The sequence below is a fragment of the Aurantibacillus circumpalustris genome (genome assembly GCF_029625215.1).
GTDB classification, from domain to species: Bacteria; Bacteroidota; Bacteroidia; order B-17B0; family Aurantibacillaceae; genus Aurantibacillus; species Aurantibacillus circumpalustris.
The window spans coordinates 98,259-118,608 of record NZ_CP121197.1 but is presented as its reverse complement, the minus strand read 5'-3'; the positions used below and the strand labels follow the sequence as shown (position 1 = coordinate 118,608).

Here is a 20,350-nt window from a genome sequence, read left to right as displayed (position 1 = left end):
ATCGATGGTCCATTAAAGCAAAATTTAGTAACTTTAGTCATCCTATTGTATTTAAGTCCAAAAAAAAATAGCATGAAAAGAGAGATTTACAAATTATTATCAAGCGCAAAACAAGGATTATTTGCACTTGCATTGACTGTATTTTGGGGTGTGGCACACTCACAAGCAACCTACACTCTAAATTACACAGGAAGTATACAAACCTTAACCCTTCAGGCAGGTACTTATGACATAAAAATGTGGGGTGCTAATGGTGGAAATTCGGGTAACACAAGAGCTGGTATAGGTGGGTATTCAACTGGAACTCTTAATTTGCCAGCCACTACTACTTTATACATTGTAGTTGGTGGCACACCGATATATACGGCCACAGGATTGCAAGCTGGAGGATATAATGGTGGAGGAATGGGATATGCTGCCTCTACTGGCCGAGCAGGTGGTGGCGCTACTCATATTTCAACTGCAACAGGAGTTTTAAGTGCTTTAGTGAGTAACCAATCTGCAGTTCGTATAGTTGCCGGCGGCGGCGGCGGAGATCAAAATTCAGGATTAATTGGACATGGTGGTGGTTTATCTGGAGGTGGAAGTTATCCAGGCACACAAACAGGCAGTTCTGGTGGTGTTTTTGGCTCATTTGGTCAGGGTGGAGATATAACAACATCTTATGGCGGCGGCGGTGGCGGCGGTTGGTATGGCGGCGGTGGCTATCAAAATAATGCTGGTTCTGGTGGTAGTGGTTACATCGGTGGTGTAACTAATGGTGTAACTACCATGTCTGCTCAAACTGGTTATGTGCCTAATCCTGATGTTACAGGAAACGGAAGAGTTATAATAACAGAATTATGCAATATTACACTTTCAAGCTTAACGAGCAGTAGTATCAATGCTATTTGTAATGGTAATTCAGCTACTCTCACAACTAACGCGGTAAGTAATTACTCATGGAGCACTGGTGCAACCACTTCTTCAATTGTTGTTTCTCCTGTGTCTAATACAGTTTATAGTTTAACCGCAACAAGTCCTTCTAATTGTACAACTTCTGCTGCAATTACAATAACCGTAAATGGATCTTTACCTGTTTTAACCGTTGCCAATACAGCCAGTTCAAGTGGAGGTATTTGTCCAACACAAACAGTTATGCTTACAGCAAATGGTGCTTTGGTTCACAATTGGGCAGGTGGAGCGATTCCTGTAACCAACGGAGTTGTATTTTCTCCCACTTCAGCAGTTAGTTATACTGTGAGTGGTGTGAATGGCTGTGGTACAACAACGGCTGTGACTTCAGTTTCAGTTCATCCTTTTCCAACGGTTAATCCTGCAACAAGCACTTCTACTTTATGTGCTGGCGGTAGTGTCACTTTAACTGCAACGGGTAACGCAACCAATTATGTTTGGTCTGGCGGTGCTGGCGGTATCACTAACGGTGTGGGTTTCACACCTCCGTTAACGGCAACTTATACCGTTATTGGAACAAGTGCTTTAAGTTGTACAGCTTTTGCTACTATGCCGGTTACGGTTTATCCAACACCGGTTAATGTACCTACCGCAAATCCCGGTTTAGTTTGTATTGGGGGTTCTTCTACCCTTTCTGCAACAGGAGCTCTTTCTTACACCTGGTCGAGTGCCACACAAACGGTAAACACAGCCAATTTTATTGTGACTCCGGTTTTGGGAACTACAACATATACCATTACTAAAGCAAATTCTTCATGTGTTAATACACAAGTACTTTCACTGCAAACGAATCCTTTACCAACTGTTTTTGCGATTGTAACTCCAACCGTAGTTTGTGCGCTAACACCTGCAACGCTTGCCATTGGTGGTGCGCTAACTTATATGTGGACCTCTCCTGGACCTCCAACTTATACTTTTACTGGTGCTAGTCCTGTTGTTAGTCCTATTGCGCCTTCAGTTTATTCAGTGGCTGCTTCTGATGGAACTTGTATTAGTACAACCACGGTGTTTTTAAATGCAAATCCAAATCCAACAATTACGGTTTCTGCGAGCACACCAACACTCTGTGAAGGTCAAACCGTTAACCTTAATGCTACTGGTGGAATTAATTATAACTGGACAGCTACCGGTGGTGGTGTTTTTACTGGAGCCAGTATTGCTGATACTCCAACAACTGCTACTGCTTATAATGTAACAGGTGATAATTCTTTTGGTTGTACTTCCGGTGCTAGTCAGGTTGTTTTAGTTTATGCAAAACCTAACTTAACGGTAACATCAAATAAAGCCTTGATCTGTTCTGGCGGTGGCGCCACTTTAACAGCTCTTGGAGCTAGCACATACAGTTGGGATGCAAATGCTAATAATGTTTTAACTGCTATTGCTGTTGTAAATCCAATTGCACTTACTTCAAGTGCTATTATGTATACCGTGGAAGGAACAAACTCCAGTACAGGTTGTAAAAACACTCAAACAGTTGCAGTAAGCGTATTTATTCCAACACTTACTATTAGTGGTAGCACAAACACTTGTTCTGGCGGACTAATTAATCTAAATGGAGGTAATGGCGTTTTGGGTACATACAACTGGCATACAGGTAGTGGGACTCCAATTACCAATCAAATTTTACAAATACCGCTTACTGTAGCATCTGTATTCACCCTTACAGCCAATAGCAATTCTATCGGTTTAATTTGTCCTGCAACACAAACCATTGCTTTGGGTATTTATTACAACCCTACCATTACTGCTGTTCCCGCAAGAACGCTTATTTGTGTAAAAGAATCTGTTGAAATTACGGCAGCCGGAGGCTCAAGTTATGCTTGGGATAATACCATGACAGGGCCAACCATTACAGTGTCTCCAAACGGCACTGCTGCCAATTATACAGTAACAGGAACAGATGATAACGGTTGTAGCAGTACCGCAACGGTTCAAGTGAAAATATCAAGCTGCGCTGGATTAAATGAATTCAGTCATTTAAATAACGGAATAACCATTTATCCAAACCCTAACGATGGTAAGTTTACTATTCAAACGAACGCCGATTTAAAATTGAGTTTAGTAAATGAACTCGGCCAATTAATCAGAGTGATTAATTTGTCAGCTAACAATAATTATGAAGTGAACATCAGTGATCTTGCAAAAGGAATTTATTTTGTGAGTGGACAAAAAGATGGGCTTCAGATTTATCAAAAGATTGTGGTAACGAAGTAAGCATACAAATCGCTTAATAAAAACGCCGTAACAATATTGTTGCGGCTTTTTTGTCGCTAACTTTTAACAGAATAATATTAGGATAGGATATATAATTTACTATATTTACCTATCTTAACTTTACACTACACTTACATGAAAAGAAAAATTTACAATCTATTATTAATAACAAAAAAAGGATTGTTTGCATTTGCATTGATCGTATTTTCGGGCATTGCATACTCACAAGCAACTTACACTTTCAATTACACGGGAGCTTCACAAACCTTAGCCCTTCAAGCAGGTTCTTATTCAATACAGTGCTGGGGAGCAAATGGCGGCACTTCCAATGGTGGAAAAGGCGGTTATTCGACAGGCACTCTAACTATACCAACACCAACAACATGCTATATTTATGTTGGCGGTGTTGGTACGGCAATCAATGTAACAGGTTCTGGTAACGCGCTTGGCGGTTGGAACGGTGGCGGCAATGGTTCTTGTAACTCGGGGTATGGTACGAGTGGCGGCGGTGGCGGCGGCTCAGATGTGAGAACTACTCTAAACACAACTTATGCAAATAGAGTTATTGTTGCCGGCGGCGGTGGGGGCGGTTCTATACCTGGCGTAAGCACTTACCAATTTGCCGGTGGTAACGGTGGTGGTACTAATGGAGCCAACGGAGTAAATTATTCTGTCGGCACCACAATTTATTGGGCAGGTCAAGGTGGAACGCAAATCGCGGGCGGCCCAGGAACAACAGAATCTAACAGTACCGTTGGTGCAGGAGTTTTAGGTGTGGGAGGTTCTCACTCAACCACAGCTCCGGGAAGCGGTTGGTCAGGTTGTGGTGGTGGTGGTGGATATTATGGCGGTTCAGCAGGAGGTGCTGTGCATAGCGGCGGCGGCGGTGGTTCAGGCTATATTGGTGGGTTAACTACTGGGACAATCGCAGGGTTCGGTCAAACCGGTTTTGTTGTCAATCCAGTTACTACCGGAAACGGCCTGGTGATTATAAAAGAGTTATGCAACATTTCACTTTCAAGTTTAACAAGTAGCAGTATTAATGCTATTTGCAGCGGTAACTCAGCTACCTTAATCACCAATGCAATCAGTAATTATTCGTGGAGCACTGGCGCAAGTACGTCTTCAATTGTTGTTTCTCCTTTGTCTAATACTGTTTATAGTTTAACTGCAACAAGTCCTTCTAATTGTACAGCCTCTTCAGTAATCACGATAACCGTAAACGGATCCGTTCCTGTTTTATCAGTTGCCAACACAGCTAGTGCAAGCGGTGGTATTTGTCCTACGAAAACGGTAATACTTACTGCAAGTGGTGCATTGACTTATTCTTGGTCCGGTGGAGCAATTCCTGTAACAAACGGCGTGGTGTTTTCACCCACTTCAGCAGTTAGTTATACTGTGAGTGGTGTGAATGGTTGTGGAACAACAACGGCTGTGACTTCAGTTTCTGTTCATCCTTTTCCAACAGTTAACCCAATTACTAGTGCTTCTACTTTGTGTGCAGGCAGCAGTGTCACTTTAACTGCAACAGGTAATGCAACCAATTATGTTTGGTCTGGCGGTACTGGCGGTATCACTAACGGTGTGGGTTTCACACCTCCGTTAACGGCAACTTATACGGTTATTGGAACAAGTGCTTTAAGCTGTACAGCCTTTGCTACTATGCCGGTTACGGTTTATCCAACACCGGTTAATGTACCTACCGCCAATCCAGGTTTAGTTTGTATTGGGGGTTCTTCTACCCTTTCTGCCACAGGGGCTTTAAGTTACACTTGGTCAAGTACTACACAAACTGTAAATACAGCCAATTTTATTGTGACGCCAGGTTTAGGAATCACAACATATACCATTACAAAAGCTAACTCTTCTTGTATTAATACGCAAACTCTTTCAGTGGTAACAAATCCTTTACCAACTGTTTTTGCAATTGTAACTCCTACTGTGGTTTGCGCGCTAACACCTGCAACACTTGCCATTGGTGGTGCGCTAACTTATATGTGGACCTCTCCTGGACCTCCAACTTATACTTTTACAGGTGCTAGTCCTGTTGTTAGTCCTATTGCGCCTACTGTTTATTCAGTGGCGGCCTCTGATGGAACTTGTATTAGTACAACCACTGTGTTTTTAAATGCAAATCCAAATCCAACAATTACGGCTACGGCGAGCACACCAACACTCTGTGAAGGTCAAACCGTTAATCTTAATGCAAGTGGTGGAATTAATTATACTTGGACTGCTACCGGTGGTGGTATTTTTAACGGAGCTAGTATTGCTGATACACCAACAACGGCTACTGCTTATAATGTAACAGGTGATAATTCTTTTGGTTGTACTTCTGGTGCTAGTCAGGTTGTTTTAGTTTATGCAAAACCTAACTTAACGGTAACATCAAATAAAGCCTTGATCTGTTCTGGCGGTGCTGCCACTTTAACGGCTCTTGGAGCTAGCACATACAGTTGGGATGCAAATGCCAACAATGTTTTAACTCAGGCAGCTGTTGTAAATCCAATTGCACTTACCTCGAGTGCTGTTATGTATACCGTTGAAGGAACAAACTCTAATACAGGTTGTAAAAACACCCAAACAGTATTGGTAAACGTTTTTGTTCCTACACTTACAATTAATGGTAGCACAAACACTTGTTCTGGCGGACTAATTAATCTAACCGCGGGTAACGGCGTTTTGGGTACATACAACTGGCATACAGGTAGCGGTACTCCAATTACCAATCAAATTCTGCAAATGCCGCTTACTGTAGCATCTGTATTCACTCTTACTGCCAATAGCAATTCTGTTGGTTTAATTTGCCCTGCAACACAAACCATTGCTTTGGGTATTTATTATAATCCAACCATTACTGCGGTTCCTGCAAGAACACTTATTTGCACAAAAGAATCTGTTGGAATTACAGCGGCCGGAGCTACAAGTTACGCCTGGAACAATACCATGACAGGGCCAACTATTACGGTATCTCCAACTGGCACTACTGCAAACTATACAGTAACAGGAACAGATGATAACGGTTGTAGTAGTACCGCAACTGTTCAAGTGAAAATATCAAACTGCTCTGGATTAAATGAATTAAGTAGTTTAAATAGCGAAATAAGCATTTATCCAAATCCGAATGATGGTAAGTTTACTATTCAAACGAATGCCGATTTAAAATTGAGTTTAGTAAATGAACTCGGTCAACTCATTAGAGTGATAAATCTGTCTGCAACCAATAATCATGAAGTAAACATCATTGATCTTGCAAAAGGAATTTATTTTGTGAGTGGACAAAAAGATGGGCTTCAGATTTATCAGAAGATTGTGGTGACAAAGTAAATTAAATTTTAATTTAAAGCCCTGTTTCTTTTTGGAGACAGGGCTTATTTTTTTATATGTTTTTCAAATTGGTTTCCTAAATTCACCACCTATGCTAATTGTTTATACCAAATGAATTTCAAAGGTCTACCGGTGTAACGTTGACTCAGTTGTTGTTTGGATAAGTGAGTGTGGCGAAAATCGAGTTAGAGATCCCGCATCTAGATTACTAATATTTTTGATTAACTAATACTTAATTAGTTAACCTCTTAGTTTAACATAAAAAACTTCTAACATCCATCTGAATTTAATAAATTTACATTAGCTATATCTGATAAACAATAACTATGAAAAAAAACTACCCCCCTTTTAATTTCCCAACTATTTTACAGTTGAATCTAGAAAAAATAAGATTATTACTTTTTTTAAGTTCATTATTAGCATTTACTGCAATGTATTCGCAACAAACGTACACTTTCACGAACTGTAGTGCTACGGGAAGTATAGGTCCAACACAAATTCAGATAAACAGTGCTTACGCATTAACCAATCTTAACTTAGCCGTGGGAGTTACTACTACGGGAATTCAAACATGGACGGTACCTTTAACCGGTTTGTATAGAATAACAGCTATTGGCGCCACTAGTGGCACAACTGGTGCCTCGGGAAGGACGCCAGGCTACGGCGCTTTCATGAGTGGCGAATTTACATTAACTGCAGGAGATGTACTGCAAATATTGGTAGGCCAGAGGGGGCAAGATCATCCGAGTTATGCCGCTGGAGGAGGTGGAGCTAGTTTTGTAACAAAAACGCCTCATAATTCACTTCCCTCCATTTTGGTTATTGCCGGAGGCGGTGGCGCTCCAAGCGGCGATTTTTCGGGTCTTAGCGCTACTACGGCTACCTGCGGCACATTCGACTTACAATCAGGGCCCGGTCAATGCGCTGGCAATGGCGGTATTAGCTTTACCGGGAACTCTGGCGGTGGCGGCGGTGGTTTTTTTACCGACGGAGCAGGTAACTCTACTGTTGCCAATGGCGGTAAAGCATACGTGAATGGTGGTTTAGGGGCAAGCACTACTATGCTTTATGCCTGGGGTGGTTTTGGTGGTGGTGGTGGAAATGCTAGCCCTGCTACATCAACGTATGCCTCAAGCGGCGGCGGCGGTTTTTCTGGTGGAAATGGAGGTAACCGTAATTCTACTAATGGTACCGGAAGAGAAGGTGGTGGCGGCGGTGGATCATACAACTCTGGTGCAAATCAAACTAATTCGGTTACAACCGTTTTGGCAAATGGAAAAGTAATTATAGAAGAGTTATGTAACATTTCCCTTTCAAGTTTAACCAGCAGCAGTATCAATGCTATTTGTAATGGTAATTCAGCTACTCTCACAACTAACGCGGTAAGTAATTATTCGTGGAGCACAGGCGCAAGCAGTTCTTCTGTTGTGGTTTCTCCAACAACTACAACTACTTATTCTTTGGGTGCAACCAGTGTTTCAAACTGTGTAGCATATGCTGCCATTACTATAACAGTAAATGGATCTTTACCTGTTTTAACCGTTGCAAATACAGCAAGCTCTAGTGGTGGTATTTGTCCAACCCAAACAGTCATGCTTACTGCCACTGGTGCTTTGGTTCACAATTGGGCAGGTGGAGCGATTCCTGTAACCAACGGAGTTGTATTTTCTCCCACTTCAGCAGTTAGTTATACTGTGAGTGGTGTGAATGGTTGTGGAACAACAACAGCAGTTACTTCTGTTTCTGTGCACCCTTTTCCAACAGTTAATCCTGCAACGAGCGCTTCTACTTTATGTGCAGGTGGTAGTGTAACGCTTACAGCAACTGGTAATGCAACCAATTATGCATGGTCTGGCGGTACTGGCGGTATCACTAACGGTGTGGGTTTCACACCTCCGTTAACGGCAACTTATACGGTTATTGGAACAAGTGCTTTAAGCTGTACAGCCTTTGCTACTATGCCGGTTACGGTTTATCCAACACCGGTTAATGTACCTACCGCAAATCCCGGTTTAGTTTGTATTGGTGGTTCTTCTACCCTTTCTGCAACAGGTGCTCTTTCTTACACCTGGTCGAGTGCCACACAAACGGTAAACACAGCCAATTTTATTGTGACTCCGGTTTTGGGAACTACAACATATACAATTACAAAAGCAAATTCTTCGTGTGTTAATACACAAGTACTTTCACTGCAAACGAATCCTTTACCAACTGTTTTTGCGATTGTAACTCCTACCGTAGTTTGTGCACTAACACCTGCAACGCTTGCCATTGGTGGTGCTCTAACTTATACGTGGACGTCTCCAGGACCTCCAACTTATACCTTTACCGGTTCTAGTCCTATTGTTAGTCCTATTGCGCCTTCAGTTTATTCAGTGGCTGCTTCTGATGGAACTTGTATTAGTACAACCACGGTGTTTTTAAATGCAAATCCAAATCCAACAATTACGGTTTCTGCGAGCACACCAACACTCTGTGAAGGTCAAACCGTTAACCTTAATGCTACTGGTGGAATTAATTATAACTGGACAGCTACCGGTGGTGGTGTTTTTACTGGAGCCAGTATTGCTGATACTCCAACAACTGCTACTGCTTATAATGTAACAGGTGATAATTCTTTTGGTTGTACCTCCGGTGCTAGTCAGGTTGTTTTAGTTTATGCAAAACCTAACTTAACGGTAACATCAAATAAAGCCTTGATCTGTTCTGGCGGTGGCGCCACTTTAACAGCTCTTGGAGCTAACACTTACAGTTGGGATACAAATGCTAATAATGTTTTAACTGCTATTGCTGTTGTAAATCCAATTGCACTTACTTCAAGTGCTATTATGTATACCGTGGAAGGAACAAACTCCAGTACAGGTTGTAAAAACACTCAAACAGTTGCAGTAAGCGTATTTATTCCAACACTTACTATTAGTGGTAGCACAAACACTTGTTCTGGCGGACTAATTAATCTAAATGGAGGTAATGGCGTTTTGGGTACATACAACTGGCATACAGGTAGTGGGACTCCAATTACCAATCAAATTTTACAAATACCGCTTACTGTAGCATCTGTATTCACCCTTACAGCCAATAGCAATTCTATCGGTTTAATTTGTCCTGCAACACAAACCATTGCTTTGGGTATTTATTACAATCCTACCATTACTGCTGTTCCCGCAAGAACGCTTATTTGTGTAAAAGAATCTGTTGAAATTACGGCAGCCGGAGGCTCAAGTTATGCTTGGGATAATACCATGACAGGGCCAACCATTACAGTGTCTCCAAACGGCACTGCTGCCAATTATACAGTAACAGGAACAGATGATAACGGTTGTAGCAGTACCGCAACGGTTCAAGTGAAAATATCAAGCTGCGCTGGATTAAATGAATTAAGGCATTTAAATAACGGAATAACCATTTATCCAAACCCTAACGATGGTAAGTTCACGATTCAAAGCACCGCTGATTTAAAATTGAGTTTGGTAAATGAACTTGGTCAATTAATCAGAGTGATTAATTTGTCTGCAACCAATAACCATGAGGTAAATATCAGTGATCTTGCAAAAGGAATTTATTTTGTGAGTGGACAAAAAGATTCAAGTCAGATTTATCAGAAGATTGTGGTGACGAAATAAGTCGCTTTAGAAAGCTAAATAAAAAAACCTCCAATTTAGGAGGTTTTTTTATGGGAACTGTTTTCAGAATGTGTTAATCTGAAGTAATTAAAACAAACGTGAGGCAGAGAATTTTTATCAAAAATCGATAGTCCATTAAAGCAAAATTTAGTAACTTTAGTCATCTTATTGTATTTAAGTCCAAGAAAAAATATCATGAAAAGAAAAATTTACAAATTATTATCAAGCACAAAACAAGGATTGTTTGCGCTCGCATTCACCGTATTTTCGGTTGCGGCCTATTCGCAAGCAACATACACTTTCAATTTTACAGGAAGTACACAAACCTTACTCGCACAGGCAGGTAATTATGACATAGAAATGTGGGGTGCCAATGGGGGAGGTTCTCAAGGAGGGAAAGGTGGATACTCAAAAGGGACGCTTACCCTTAGTTCTGCTACAACTATTTATGTTGTTGTTGGTGGGACGGGCGGTACCGGAGGTATCCCCGCTGACATTAACGGTGGGTACAACGGAGGAGGTCCCCGTCCAAATCCGGGTGGAGCCACACGAGGTTCTGGTGGTGGCGCAACGCATGTCGCTACAGCAACAGGGCTTTTAAGCACCTTATCCACAAATCAATCGGCCGTGAAAATTGTTGCCGGGGGCGGCGGCGGCGGTTCGAATGCTGGCACAGGAGTTGGTAACGGCGGCGGTTTATCAGGTCAAAATAGCAACGGAGCAAATCCGGGCTTAGGTGGGACCCAGGCAGCCGGAGGTGCGGCTGGAACAGGAGCAAGCGGTTCACCCGGCACTTTTGGACAAGGCGGCCAGTCCCTAGATATGGCTGGTGCCGGCGGCGGCGGCTGGTATGGCGGCGGTGCAGGTGGCGGGTCAATTACAGGCAATACTAGCAACGGTGGCGGTGGCGGTTCTTCCTATATTGGTGGAGTAACAAGTGCTACAACTATCATGTTTGGTCAAACCGGATTTGTTACCAATCCCGATGTTAATGGAAACGGAAGAGTTATAATAACAGAATTATGCAATATTACACTTTCAAGCTTAACGAGCAGTAGTATCAATGCTATTTGTAATGGTAATTCAGCTACTCTCACAACTAACGCGGTAAGTAATTACTCATGGAGCACAGGCGCAAGCACTTCTTCAATTGTTGTTTCTCCTGTGTCTAATACAGTTTATAGTTTAACCGCAACAAGTCCTTCTAATTGTACAACTTCTGCTGCAATTACAATAACCGTAAATGGATCTTTACCTGTTTTAACGGTTGCCAATACAGCCAGTTCAAGTGGAGGTATTTGTCCAACACAAACAGTTATGCTTACAGCAAATGGTGCTTTGGTTCACAATTGGGCAGGTGGAGCGATTCCTGTAACCAACGGAGTTGTATTTTCTCCCACTTCAGCAGTTAGTTATACTGTGAGTGGTGTGAATGGTTGTGGAACAACAACAGCAGTTACTTCTGTTTCTGTGCACCCTTTTCCAACAGTTAATCCTGCAACGAGCGCTTCTACTTTATGTGCAGGTGGTAGTGTAACGCTTACAGCAACTGGTAACGCAACCAATTATGTTTGGTCTGGCGGTGCTGGCGGTATCACTAACGGTGTGGGTTTCACACCTCCGTTAACGGCAACTTATACCGTTATTGGAACAAGTGCTTTAAGTTGTACAGCTTTTGCTACTATGCCGGTTACGGTTTATCCAACGCCGGTTAATGTACCTACCGCAAATCCCGGTTTAGTTTGTATTGGGGGTTCTTCTACCCTTTCTGCAACAGGAGCTCTTTCTTACACCTGGTCGAGTGCCACACAAACGGTAAACACAGCCAATTTTATTGTGACTCCGGTTTTGGGAACTACAACATATACCATTACTAAAGCAAATTCTTCATGTGTTAATACACAAGTACTTTCACTGCAAACGAATCCTTTACCAACTGTTTTTGCGATTGTAACTCCTACCGTAGTTTGTGCACTAACACCTGCAACGCTTGCCATTGGTGGTGCTCTAACTTATACGTGGACGTCTCCAGGACCTCCAACTTATACCTTTACCGGTTCTAGTCCTATTGTTAGTCCTATTGCGCCTTCAGTTTATTCAGTGGCTGCTTCTGATGGAACTTGTATTAGTACAACCACGGTGTTTTTAAATGCAAATCCAAATCCAACAATTACGGTTTCTGCGAGCACACCAACACTCTGTGAAGGTCAAACCGTTAACCTTAATGCTACTGGTGGAATTAATTATAACTGGACAGCTACCGGTGGTGGTGTTTTTACTGGAGCCAGTATTGCTGATACTCCAACAACTGCTACTGCTTATAATGTAACAGGTGATAATTCTTTTGGTTGTACCTCCGGTGCTAGTCAGGTTGTTTTAGTTTATGCAAAACCTAACTTAACGGTAACATCAAATAAAGCCTTGATCTGTTCTGGCGGTGGCGCCACTTTAACAGCTCTTGGAGCTAGCACATACAGTTGGGATGCAAATGCTAATAATGTTTTAACTGCTATTGCTGTTGTAAATCCAATTGCACTTACTTCAAGTGCTATTATGTATACCGTGGAAGGAACAAACTCCAGTACAGGTTGTAAAAACACTCAAACAGTTGCAGTAAGCGTATTTATTCCAACACTTACTATTAGTGGTAGCACAAACACTTGTTCTGGCGGACTAATTAATCTAAATGGAGGTAATGGCGTTTTGGGTACATACAACTGGTATACAGGTAGTGGGACTCCAATTACCAATCAAATTTTACAAATACCGCTTACTGTAGCATCTGTATTCACTCTTACTGCCAATAGCAATTCTGTTGGTTTAATTTGTCCTGCAACACAAACCATTGCTTTGGGTATTTATTACAATCCTACCATTACTGCTGTTCCTGCAAGAACGCTTATTTGTGTAAAAGAATCTGTTGAAATTACGGCAGCCGGAGGCTCAAGTTATGCTTGGGATAATACCATGACAGGGCCAACCATTACAGTGTCTCCAAACGGCACTGCTGCCAATTATACAGTAACAGGAACAGATGATAACGGTTGTAGCAGTACCGCAACGGTTCAAGTGAAAATATCAAGCTGCGCTGGATTAAATGAATTCAGTCATTTAAATAACGGAATAACCATTTATCCTAACCCTAACGATGGTAAGTTCACGATTCAAAGCACCGCTGATTTAAAATTGAGTTTGGTGAATGAGCTTGGTCAACTTATTAGAGTGATTAATTTGTCAGCTAACAATAATTATGAAGTGAACATCAGTGATCTTGCAAAAGGAATTTATTTTGTGAGTGGACAAAAAGATGGGCTTCAGATTTATCAAAAGATTGTGGTGACGAAATAAGTATAAATCACTTAAAAAAACGCCGTAACATTATTGTTACGGCGTTTTTTTTGAAGCTTTAATTTTTGCTATTTCAAAAGTTTTATTGGTATTATTGTTTTCCGTACATTACGATAGCAGCTTTACTTAACATATTACTATTCAGGTAAAAGCCTACCATAGCGGGAGAAGCATTTTTATCAAGTTCAATTTTGCTTTTAAGGGCGTACACAGTAATTAGGTATTGGTGCGGCGCGCCAGCAGGAGGACAAGGTCCACCGTAACCAGGCTTGCCAAAATCTGTTATACTTTGTATCGCTTCCTTTGGAGCAAGTTTTTTTGTAATTTCACCCGCGCCAGATTTTAATTCGGTAACAGTTGCTGGGATGTTAAAAATCACCCAATGCCAAAACCCACTACCTGTTGGTGCGTCTTTATCAAACATGGTAACCGCAAAATGTGTAGTTCCTTCGGGAGCATTTTCCCACGATAATTGCGGCGAAATGTTTTGACCACTGCAACCCATGCCATTAAAAAACTGTTTTTGAGTAGCTTGTCCGCCAACATCACTGCTCTTTAGCGTGAAAGTTTGAGCCGAAGCACGATTTATTTGTAACACGCACAGTGATAAAAGAAATACTATTTTTTTCATTGTAAAAAATTTAGAGGTTAAATTAGATACTAAAGTAAGAAATAGATATAAAGCCACAAGGGAAGCGGTATAAAAAAAAGCTAAGTGCTTTTAGATCAACGTCTCCTTAGGGTATTTCTAATCTAATTCTAATTTGAGTTTTTACACTGCAGCTCAATTTGAAAACTATATTTTTCTTGCCTTTTTGGAGCCAATCTTTATTAATTCACCAAGTAAACGCGTTGAAGCATATTTCACATAAACGATTTGATATCGGTATTCAAATCGAATGGATTTGGAAGTGAGTGGGTGTATAAAATTAAATGGGATAGGCTTTTCGAGACCCTTTTTAGCTTGTGTTAATGATCTGTTGACAATCTCAAGATCTTTTGGATCGAGATAAGTTTTAATAAGATTGTCGATATTATTTGTTCCAAAATCAAAATGTAATTTTTCTTTAATGCCGTCTTTAAAAAAGAGCTGTCTATTTTCAAGATCCACTTCTAAAGGAATATTTTTACTCATTAACTCTCGTCTGTTCTTCCAGTTTAAAATGTTTTTAGTTTCTTCAGCCTTCTTATACTGTTTTTTCATAAAGCGATAAAAGAGTGTTGGTATTTAATGACTTAAGTGTCAATGAATTCTCTATTTTATGTGTGGTTTATTTAATTTGATCAAAATACATTTTTTTTTAACGTTACCTACAACAAAATCGATTCTTTTTAAGCGCTCAATGTTAATAGCATTTAAAATTAAACGCATAAGAAACAGTTTTTAATTAATTGCTATGAATTGTAGCGCGTCACAAGGCTTAAAGACTGTAATTTTAAAGAATGGAATTGGTTATTAAATTGTATAAGGATAAACCCTCAAAAATTGGAATTAAATACAATTATGAATACCAAGCAGTAAAAGCTTATGAAGATTTGATTACTAATAATTCAAGACTTTTTTTCCGGCTTAAAATAGAACGTCAAAAAACTAAATTATATCTTGAGTTAGTCTGTGAACAAAGTGGATCAAAAACAGTTTACAAAGATTTAGAATATAAATTAGAACACTTAAAACGCCTTCAGGATTTTATAAAAGAAGGGAGTGATTTGCAGTTTGTTCATGTATTTAGTAAAGCAAATACTTTGATGATTGCTAAACCCTTTCGGAAATCGCAATTTGTAACTTTAACAGGTTATGAAATTATAGGTTCTGAGAATTTTATTGGATAAAGAGAAACAGATGAAAAACCATGACAAGTTTTAATAAGAGATTCACCAAACAAAGACATAATTTTATTTCTTTGTAATATGTCTTTGTTTATTACCTCGTTAAATTCTGGAAGCAATGGAAATTGTTACTACATAGGCAATGAGCGCGAAGCTATTTTAGTAGATGCTGGAATTTCTTGTCGTGAAATTGAAAAGCGCTTGTTGCGTTTGGAACTTTCTGTCAAAAAAATAAAAGCAATTTTTATTTCACACGAACATTCCGATCATATAAGAGGAGTGCAAGTACTAGCTCGCAAATACCAATTACCAGTTTACATCACTCAGCGAACTTTAATTTCAGGAAGACTTCAAATAGAAGAAACACTTGTAAACGAATTTAAAGCGTATCAAAACGTTACCATTGGTCAGCTCACAATTACTCCTTTTCCAAAATTTCACGACGCTTCCGATCCACATAGTTTTATTGTTTCGGGTAATGGCGTGAATATTGGCGTTTTAACAGACATTGGTTCTGTTTGCAAACATGTGATTGATAATTTTAAATTGTGCCATGCCGTTTTTCTCGAAGCCAATTACGATGAAAAAATGTTGGAAGAAGGAGATTATCCATTTTATCTTAAAGGACGAATTCGCGGCGGCCATGGCCATTTATCCAACCATCAGGCACTTGAGCTATTTACAAAACACAAGGCCAATTATTTGAGTCATGTTTTATTGTCTCATCTTTCAAAAGAGAACAATTCGCCGCAACTTGCCGAGCAATTGTTTCAACAACACGCTGGAAATACCAGAGTGGTAGTCGCTTCCCGAGATTCTGAAACAGAAGTGTTTATTATAAAGGCAAATGGTAAAACCGAAATGCCAGACAAAAAAATAGTTGTTAACGAAAAAAGAGAAACTTTACATCTTAACAAACAGATTTCTCTTTTTTAAAATTATTTTAGTTGATACGTCGCATCGACAAATCTTTCGGTTGACTAATCACCATTGGAAAATGTTCAATCTTCACGGAGCTGGAATCTAATCCAAAAGCTTTGGCCTCACTCATACTGAAATGTTTCATAATGAAATAAATATTCAAGACCAGTTTTTCAAAGGCAGGAAGATCATTATCGTATGAAAGAAATTTTTCTACTACAACAAATTTAAAATCACCAATCACATTGTTTTTATTTAAGGATTGGTAGCGACTTGTGATATCTACCTCTTTATTTTTCACCAAGTCTTCCACAACTTTTCTAAAAAGTAAATTTATTTTAGGAGCAACACGAAACCCAAGTCTAAAATCTACACGAATAATATCGTCAACCGCCACATGTTTCACTTTGTATTCCATGCGGTAAGGCTCATCTACAACATCCACATGTAAGAACCAATAAATATCCGCGCGCTTAGGACGTTTTTGTAAAATGGAATAAATAATTTTTGCTTCGATTTCCTCTGGATTATTTGCACTAGTCATATACACTAAATGAGTCGCATATTTTGTAAGAGAATTATCGTGGCTCAGATCAATTAATTTTTGTTGATGATCTTCCAGCCGAACCATTTCTACATAGCGTTTACGGATTTTTTTCGCAAGGTGCCAAATGGTCATTACAAAAATGAGTATCAAAGCAATTAAAAGTGTAATCCAACCACCGTGCGTAAACTTGCTCATGTTTGCAATAAAAAAGGAAAGTTCAAGAAGAAGAAAATAGGTTATAATTAAATAAATAAAATATTTGTTATAACGCTTCATATGCATGTAGAAATTGAGCAATGTCGTTGTCATTAACATGGTTAAAGCTATAGCTAGTCCATAAGCATGTTGCATATTTTTAGATTCTTTAAAATACAATACAACGCCAATACAACCGAACATGAGAATCCAGTTAATAGATGGAATATACAATTGCCCTTTTAAGAGTGAAGGGTGTTTTATTCGCATTTTTGGCCAGAGATTTAAACGAATGACTTCATTAATAATGGTAAACGATCCGCTTATTAAAGCTTGCGATGCTACAATGGTTGCAATAACAGCCATGGCGATTCCGTAGGGAATAAAACTCTCGGGCATACTCAAATAAAAAGGATTACCACCTCTAAACGATTGCAAGGTTCTGCCCTCTTGAGCAATCAACCAGGCACCTTGTCCAAAATAATTCAAGAGTAGCATTGTTTTTACAAAGGCCCAAGAAGCACGAATGTTTTTTTTGTTAGAATGCCCCATGTCTGAATAAATGGTTTCTGCTCCTGTCGTACAGAGAAAAATGGCACCAAACAAAGTAAACCCGAAAGGATGTGTAATAAGCAGATGAAAGGCGTAGTAGGGATTGAGGCAGGCAAGTACCGACCAATTATTTTGTAATTGATAAACACCAAGAATACCAAGTGTTAAGAACCACAGAGTCATATACGGACCGAAAGGTTTCCACATAAAACCGCTGCCGAATTGTTGAAGAAAAAAGAGAACAAATAAAATTCCAATTACCATTGGCACAGTTTTAACATCGGGATTATAAAAGCGTAATCCTTCTAGCGCAGCTGAAATAGAAATAGAAGGTGTAATGACACCATCTGCCAGCAGCGCACTTCCACCAATAACTGCAGGAACTAATAACCATTTAAATTTTGTTCTTCTTACAAGCGCATAAAGAGAAAAAATCCCTCCTTCACCAATATTATCTGCGCGAAGCGTGAGAATAATATATTTAACAGTTGCTTGAATGCTGAGTGTCCAGAAAATAGCAGAAAGACAACCTTTTACTACTTCGGCGTTAATGACGGTATCTCGAAAGACAGCACTCATTACGTATAAAGGCGATGTGCCAATAGCTCCGTAAATAATACCGAGTGAGATTAATAAACCGCCAATACTTATTTTTTTTCTGTTTAGCTGTGTGTCAGACATAAGCACCTATTGATAATCAGGATGAATTTACTATAAAAATCTTTATAAGTAAATTAATAATTTATCGGAGCAGATTCTTAAAACTTAGTGCTTTCCGCCTGTTCCTTTAGCTTTTCATTCATAAGATTGAAGCCATTTTTGGTATTTACATCCAACATTTTGGTTAATAAAGGCACAAGTATTCCACCAAATACCTCACGTTGAATAAAAGTGGTGCTCCCGTTTTTGTTGTTTATTAATTCAAAAATATGTTCCCCATCAAAAATGCCAGGAATAATAAAATGCCCTTTCCAGCGAAATTCTTTGTTAAGGTTATACACAAGAACTTTTGGACTGAATTTCATTGCTTTTTTTTCTGGTGGTTGAATCGTGACATTGATGGAACGATATGCCTTTGGATCACCACTGATAAACTTAATAAAAGGGTTCCAATTCGGATAAATTTTAAAATCTGTAAGAATGTTCCATACTTTTTCAGGAGAAGCTAGGATAAGAATTTCTGTTTTAATTTCTTTTGCCATGATGTTTGTTGTTTATTTGATTTAACATTACAAAGATCAGGTGTAAAAACAACGACTCACTTGATCTGGATCAAGAAATTAACTCAGGGTCTTTTTTCGAATTCTGCTTATCGTTTCTGGTGTCATGCCAAGCATAGAAGCCAAGTATTGGAGAGGGACTTGATTAAAAAGTTCTTTGTTCTTTTCATAAAAAAACAAATAACGTTCTTCCGCAGTCATAGAAAGGTGACTGAAAATTCTGTCTTCTAACATCGAAAAACATTTGGCAATAAAAAGTTTTTCTAATTCGTGCCACTTACTTATTAATGTGCCTATCTTTTTGTAATTGTGTTTTTCAATGGTATATAATTCGACATCTGATAAAGCTTGAATGTTCCATCTGGCAGGGGAATCAAAAACTAAGGAGGAAAGATCTGTTACGAAATAGCCCTGGCTTGAAATCCATTGTGTGATTTCTTTTTTTTCTTTGTCAACGTATATGCGTAAATAGCCAGACTTAATGAAGCTTAGTTTATCACACGACTTCCCCGTTTTTAAAAAATAATCTCCTTTTTTTATTTGTTCGGTTTTAAACAGGGAACTTAATGTTTGGAGGTCTTTTTGTTCAACGCCAAAATACGAACTTATGTATATTTCTAACTCTGACATTAATTTACTACTAAAAGGAACTATATTAGCTAAGCCAATGTACAAAACAATTTATTAGGATTTAAATGAGTATTGGCATTTAAATAAATTAATTTCACAAAGGTGAAAGCAGAGCAGAAAGTCATAAAAATTATATACCTCAGTATAATTGGTAACACGTTTCTGGCAATCGTGAAAGGTGTTGCCGGTGTTTTTGGAAACTCTTATGCTCTTATTGCGGATGCTATTGAATCTGTTTCAGATATTTTTTCTTCTCTTTTACTTTTGTTTGGAATAAAGTATGCAAACAAGCCGGCAGATGAGAATCATCCTTATGGTCATGGCAGAGCCGAACCCTTGGTGACATTTTTAGTTGTTGGTTTTTTAGTTTGTTCGGCGGTAATTATTTTTTACCACAGTATCCATAATATTGTCACACCGCACGAACTTCCAAAACCTTTTACACTTATTATACTCGGGTTTATAATTATTATTAAAGAATTGTTTTATCGCATTGTTTTAAAGAAAGCAGAACAAACGCATAGCTCTGCTATAAAAGCAGATGCATGGCATCACCGGAGCGATGCTATCACTTCGCTTGCTGCTTTTATAGGAATTTCAATTGCTTTGTTTTTAGGAAAGGGTTACGAGGCAGCTGATGATTGGGCAGCTCTGTTTGCGGCGGTAATTATTTTATACAACAGTTATTTGATTTTTCGTCCTGCATTGGGTGAAATTATGGATGAACAGGTATACGACACACTTATACAAACCATTCGTGATCTTTCAAAGAATGTGGAAGGTGTATTGGATACTGAGAAGTGTTTGATACGTAAAACGGGAATGAAATATCATGTAGATTTACATATAATAGTTGCCGCGCATATTACTGTGAAGGAAGGACACGATATTGCACACAAGTTAAAAGATCATCTTCGTAAAGAATTAGAGTATTTAGCAAACGTGTTAATACACGTTGAACCTAATCAGTAAAAAAGGCAGTTCTCTGG

At 39.3% G+C, this 20,350-nt stretch carries 12 protein-coding genes; 7 read left to right on the top strand and 5 right to left on the bottom strand.

All coding sequences use genetic code 11. From position 1 onward, the window contains the following. The first annotated feature begins 72 nt into the window (after nucleotides 1–72). From P2086_RS00505 to P2086_RS00490, 4 genes are all read left to right on the top strand, one after another. Nucleotides 73–3,168, top strand: a complete 3,096-nt coding sequence (locus tag P2086_RS00505) for a T9SS type A sorting domain-containing protein (RefSeq protein WP_317898461.1) — start codon at nucleotides 73–75, stop codon at nucleotides 3,166–3,168. Between the two features lie 135 nt (nucleotides 3,169–3,303). Then, nucleotides 3,304–6,495 (top strand): T9SS type A sorting domain-containing protein, encoded by a 3,192-nt coding sequence (locus P2086_RS00500; RefSeq protein WP_317898460.1) that lies wholly within the window; start codon nucleotides 3,304–3,306, stop codon nucleotides 6,493–6,495. 326 nt (nucleotides 6,496–6,821) lie between these two features. Further along, on the top strand, nucleotides 6,822–10,118 hold the full coding sequence (locus tag P2086_RS00495; protein WP_317898459.1) for a T9SS type A sorting domain-containing protein: 3,297 nt from the start codon (nucleotides 6,822–6,824) through the stop codon (nucleotides 10,116–10,118). Between the two features lie 195 nt (nucleotides 10,119–10,313). Continuing rightward, entirely contained in the window at nucleotides 10,314–13,466 is a 3,153-nt protein-coding gene (locus P2086_RS00490; RefSeq protein WP_317898458.1) for a T9SS type A sorting domain-containing protein, read from the top strand. 91 nt (nucleotides 13,467–13,557) lie between these two features. Here the strand turns inward: P2086_RS00490 and P2086_RS00485 are convergent, their stop codons facing one another. Together P2086_RS00485 and P2086_RS00480 are read right to left on the bottom strand one after the other, a co-directional pair. Further along, complete coding sequence (locus P2086_RS00485) at nucleotides 13,558–14,097, bottom strand: YbhB/YbcL family Raf kinase inhibitor-like protein (protein WP_317898457.1); 540 nt, start codon at nucleotides 14,095–14,097, stop codon at nucleotides 13,558–13,560. Between the two features lie 165 nt (nucleotides 14,098–14,262). Next, nucleotides 14,263–14,670, bottom strand: a complete 408-nt coding sequence (locus P2086_RS00480) for a hypothetical protein (RefSeq protein WP_317898456.1) — start codon at nucleotides 14,668–14,670, stop codon at nucleotides 14,263–14,265. Nucleotides 14,671–14,909: 239 nt separating this feature from the next. Between P2086_RS00480 and P2086_RS00475 the strand changes: the two genes are divergently transcribed. Together P2086_RS00475 and P2086_RS00470 are read left to right on the top strand one after the other, a co-directional pair. After that, nucleotides 14,910–15,299 carry a hypothetical protein gene (locus P2086_RS00475; protein WP_317898455.1) on the top strand — a complete coding sequence of 130 codons (390 nt, stop codon included), beginning with the start codon at nucleotides 14,910–14,912 and terminating at the stop codon, nucleotides 15,297–15,299. A gap of 78 nt (nucleotides 15,300–15,377) precedes the next feature. Next, nucleotides 15,378–16,232, top strand: a complete 855-nt coding sequence (locus tag P2086_RS00470; protein WP_317898454.1) for an MBL fold metallo-hydrolase — start codon at nucleotides 15,378–15,380, stop codon at nucleotides 16,230–16,232. 7 nt (nucleotides 16,233–16,239) lie between these two features. Here P2086_RS00470 and P2086_RS00465 read toward each other — a convergent pair whose 3' ends face one another. The 3 genes from P2086_RS00465 to P2086_RS00455 all read right to left on the bottom strand — a co-directional run bounded on the left by P2086_RS00465 (nucleotide 16,240) and on the right by P2086_RS00455 (nucleotide 19,361). Further along, the gene (locus P2086_RS00465; protein WP_317898453.1) at nucleotides 16,240–18,192 is read right to left on the bottom strand and encodes a KUP/HAK/KT family potassium transporter; all 1,953 of its coding nucleotides are present in this window, start codon (nucleotides 18,190–18,192) and stop codon (nucleotides 16,240–16,242) included. Nucleotides 18,193–18,269: 77 nt separating this feature from the next. After that, nucleotides 18,270–18,713, bottom strand: a complete 444-nt coding sequence (locus tag P2086_RS00460; RefSeq protein WP_317898452.1) for an SRPBCC family protein — start codon at nucleotides 18,711–18,713, stop codon at nucleotides 18,270–18,272. A 78-nt stretch (nucleotides 18,714–18,791) separates the two neighbouring features. Beyond that, complete coding sequence (locus tag P2086_RS00455) at nucleotides 18,792–19,361, bottom strand: Crp/Fnr family transcriptional regulator (protein WP_317898451.1); 570 nt, start codon at nucleotides 19,359–19,361, stop codon at nucleotides 18,792–18,794. A gap of 102 nt (nucleotides 19,362–19,463) precedes the next feature. On the opposite strand from P2086_RS00455, the gene P2086_RS00450 reads away from it, so the two are divergent. Beyond that, nucleotides 19,464–20,333, top strand: coding sequence for a cation diffusion facilitator family transporter (locus tag P2086_RS00450; protein WP_317898450.1), 870 nt, complete (start codon nucleotides 19,464–19,466; stop codon nucleotides 20,331–20,333). Nucleotides 20,334–20,350: the final 17 nt, after the last annotated feature.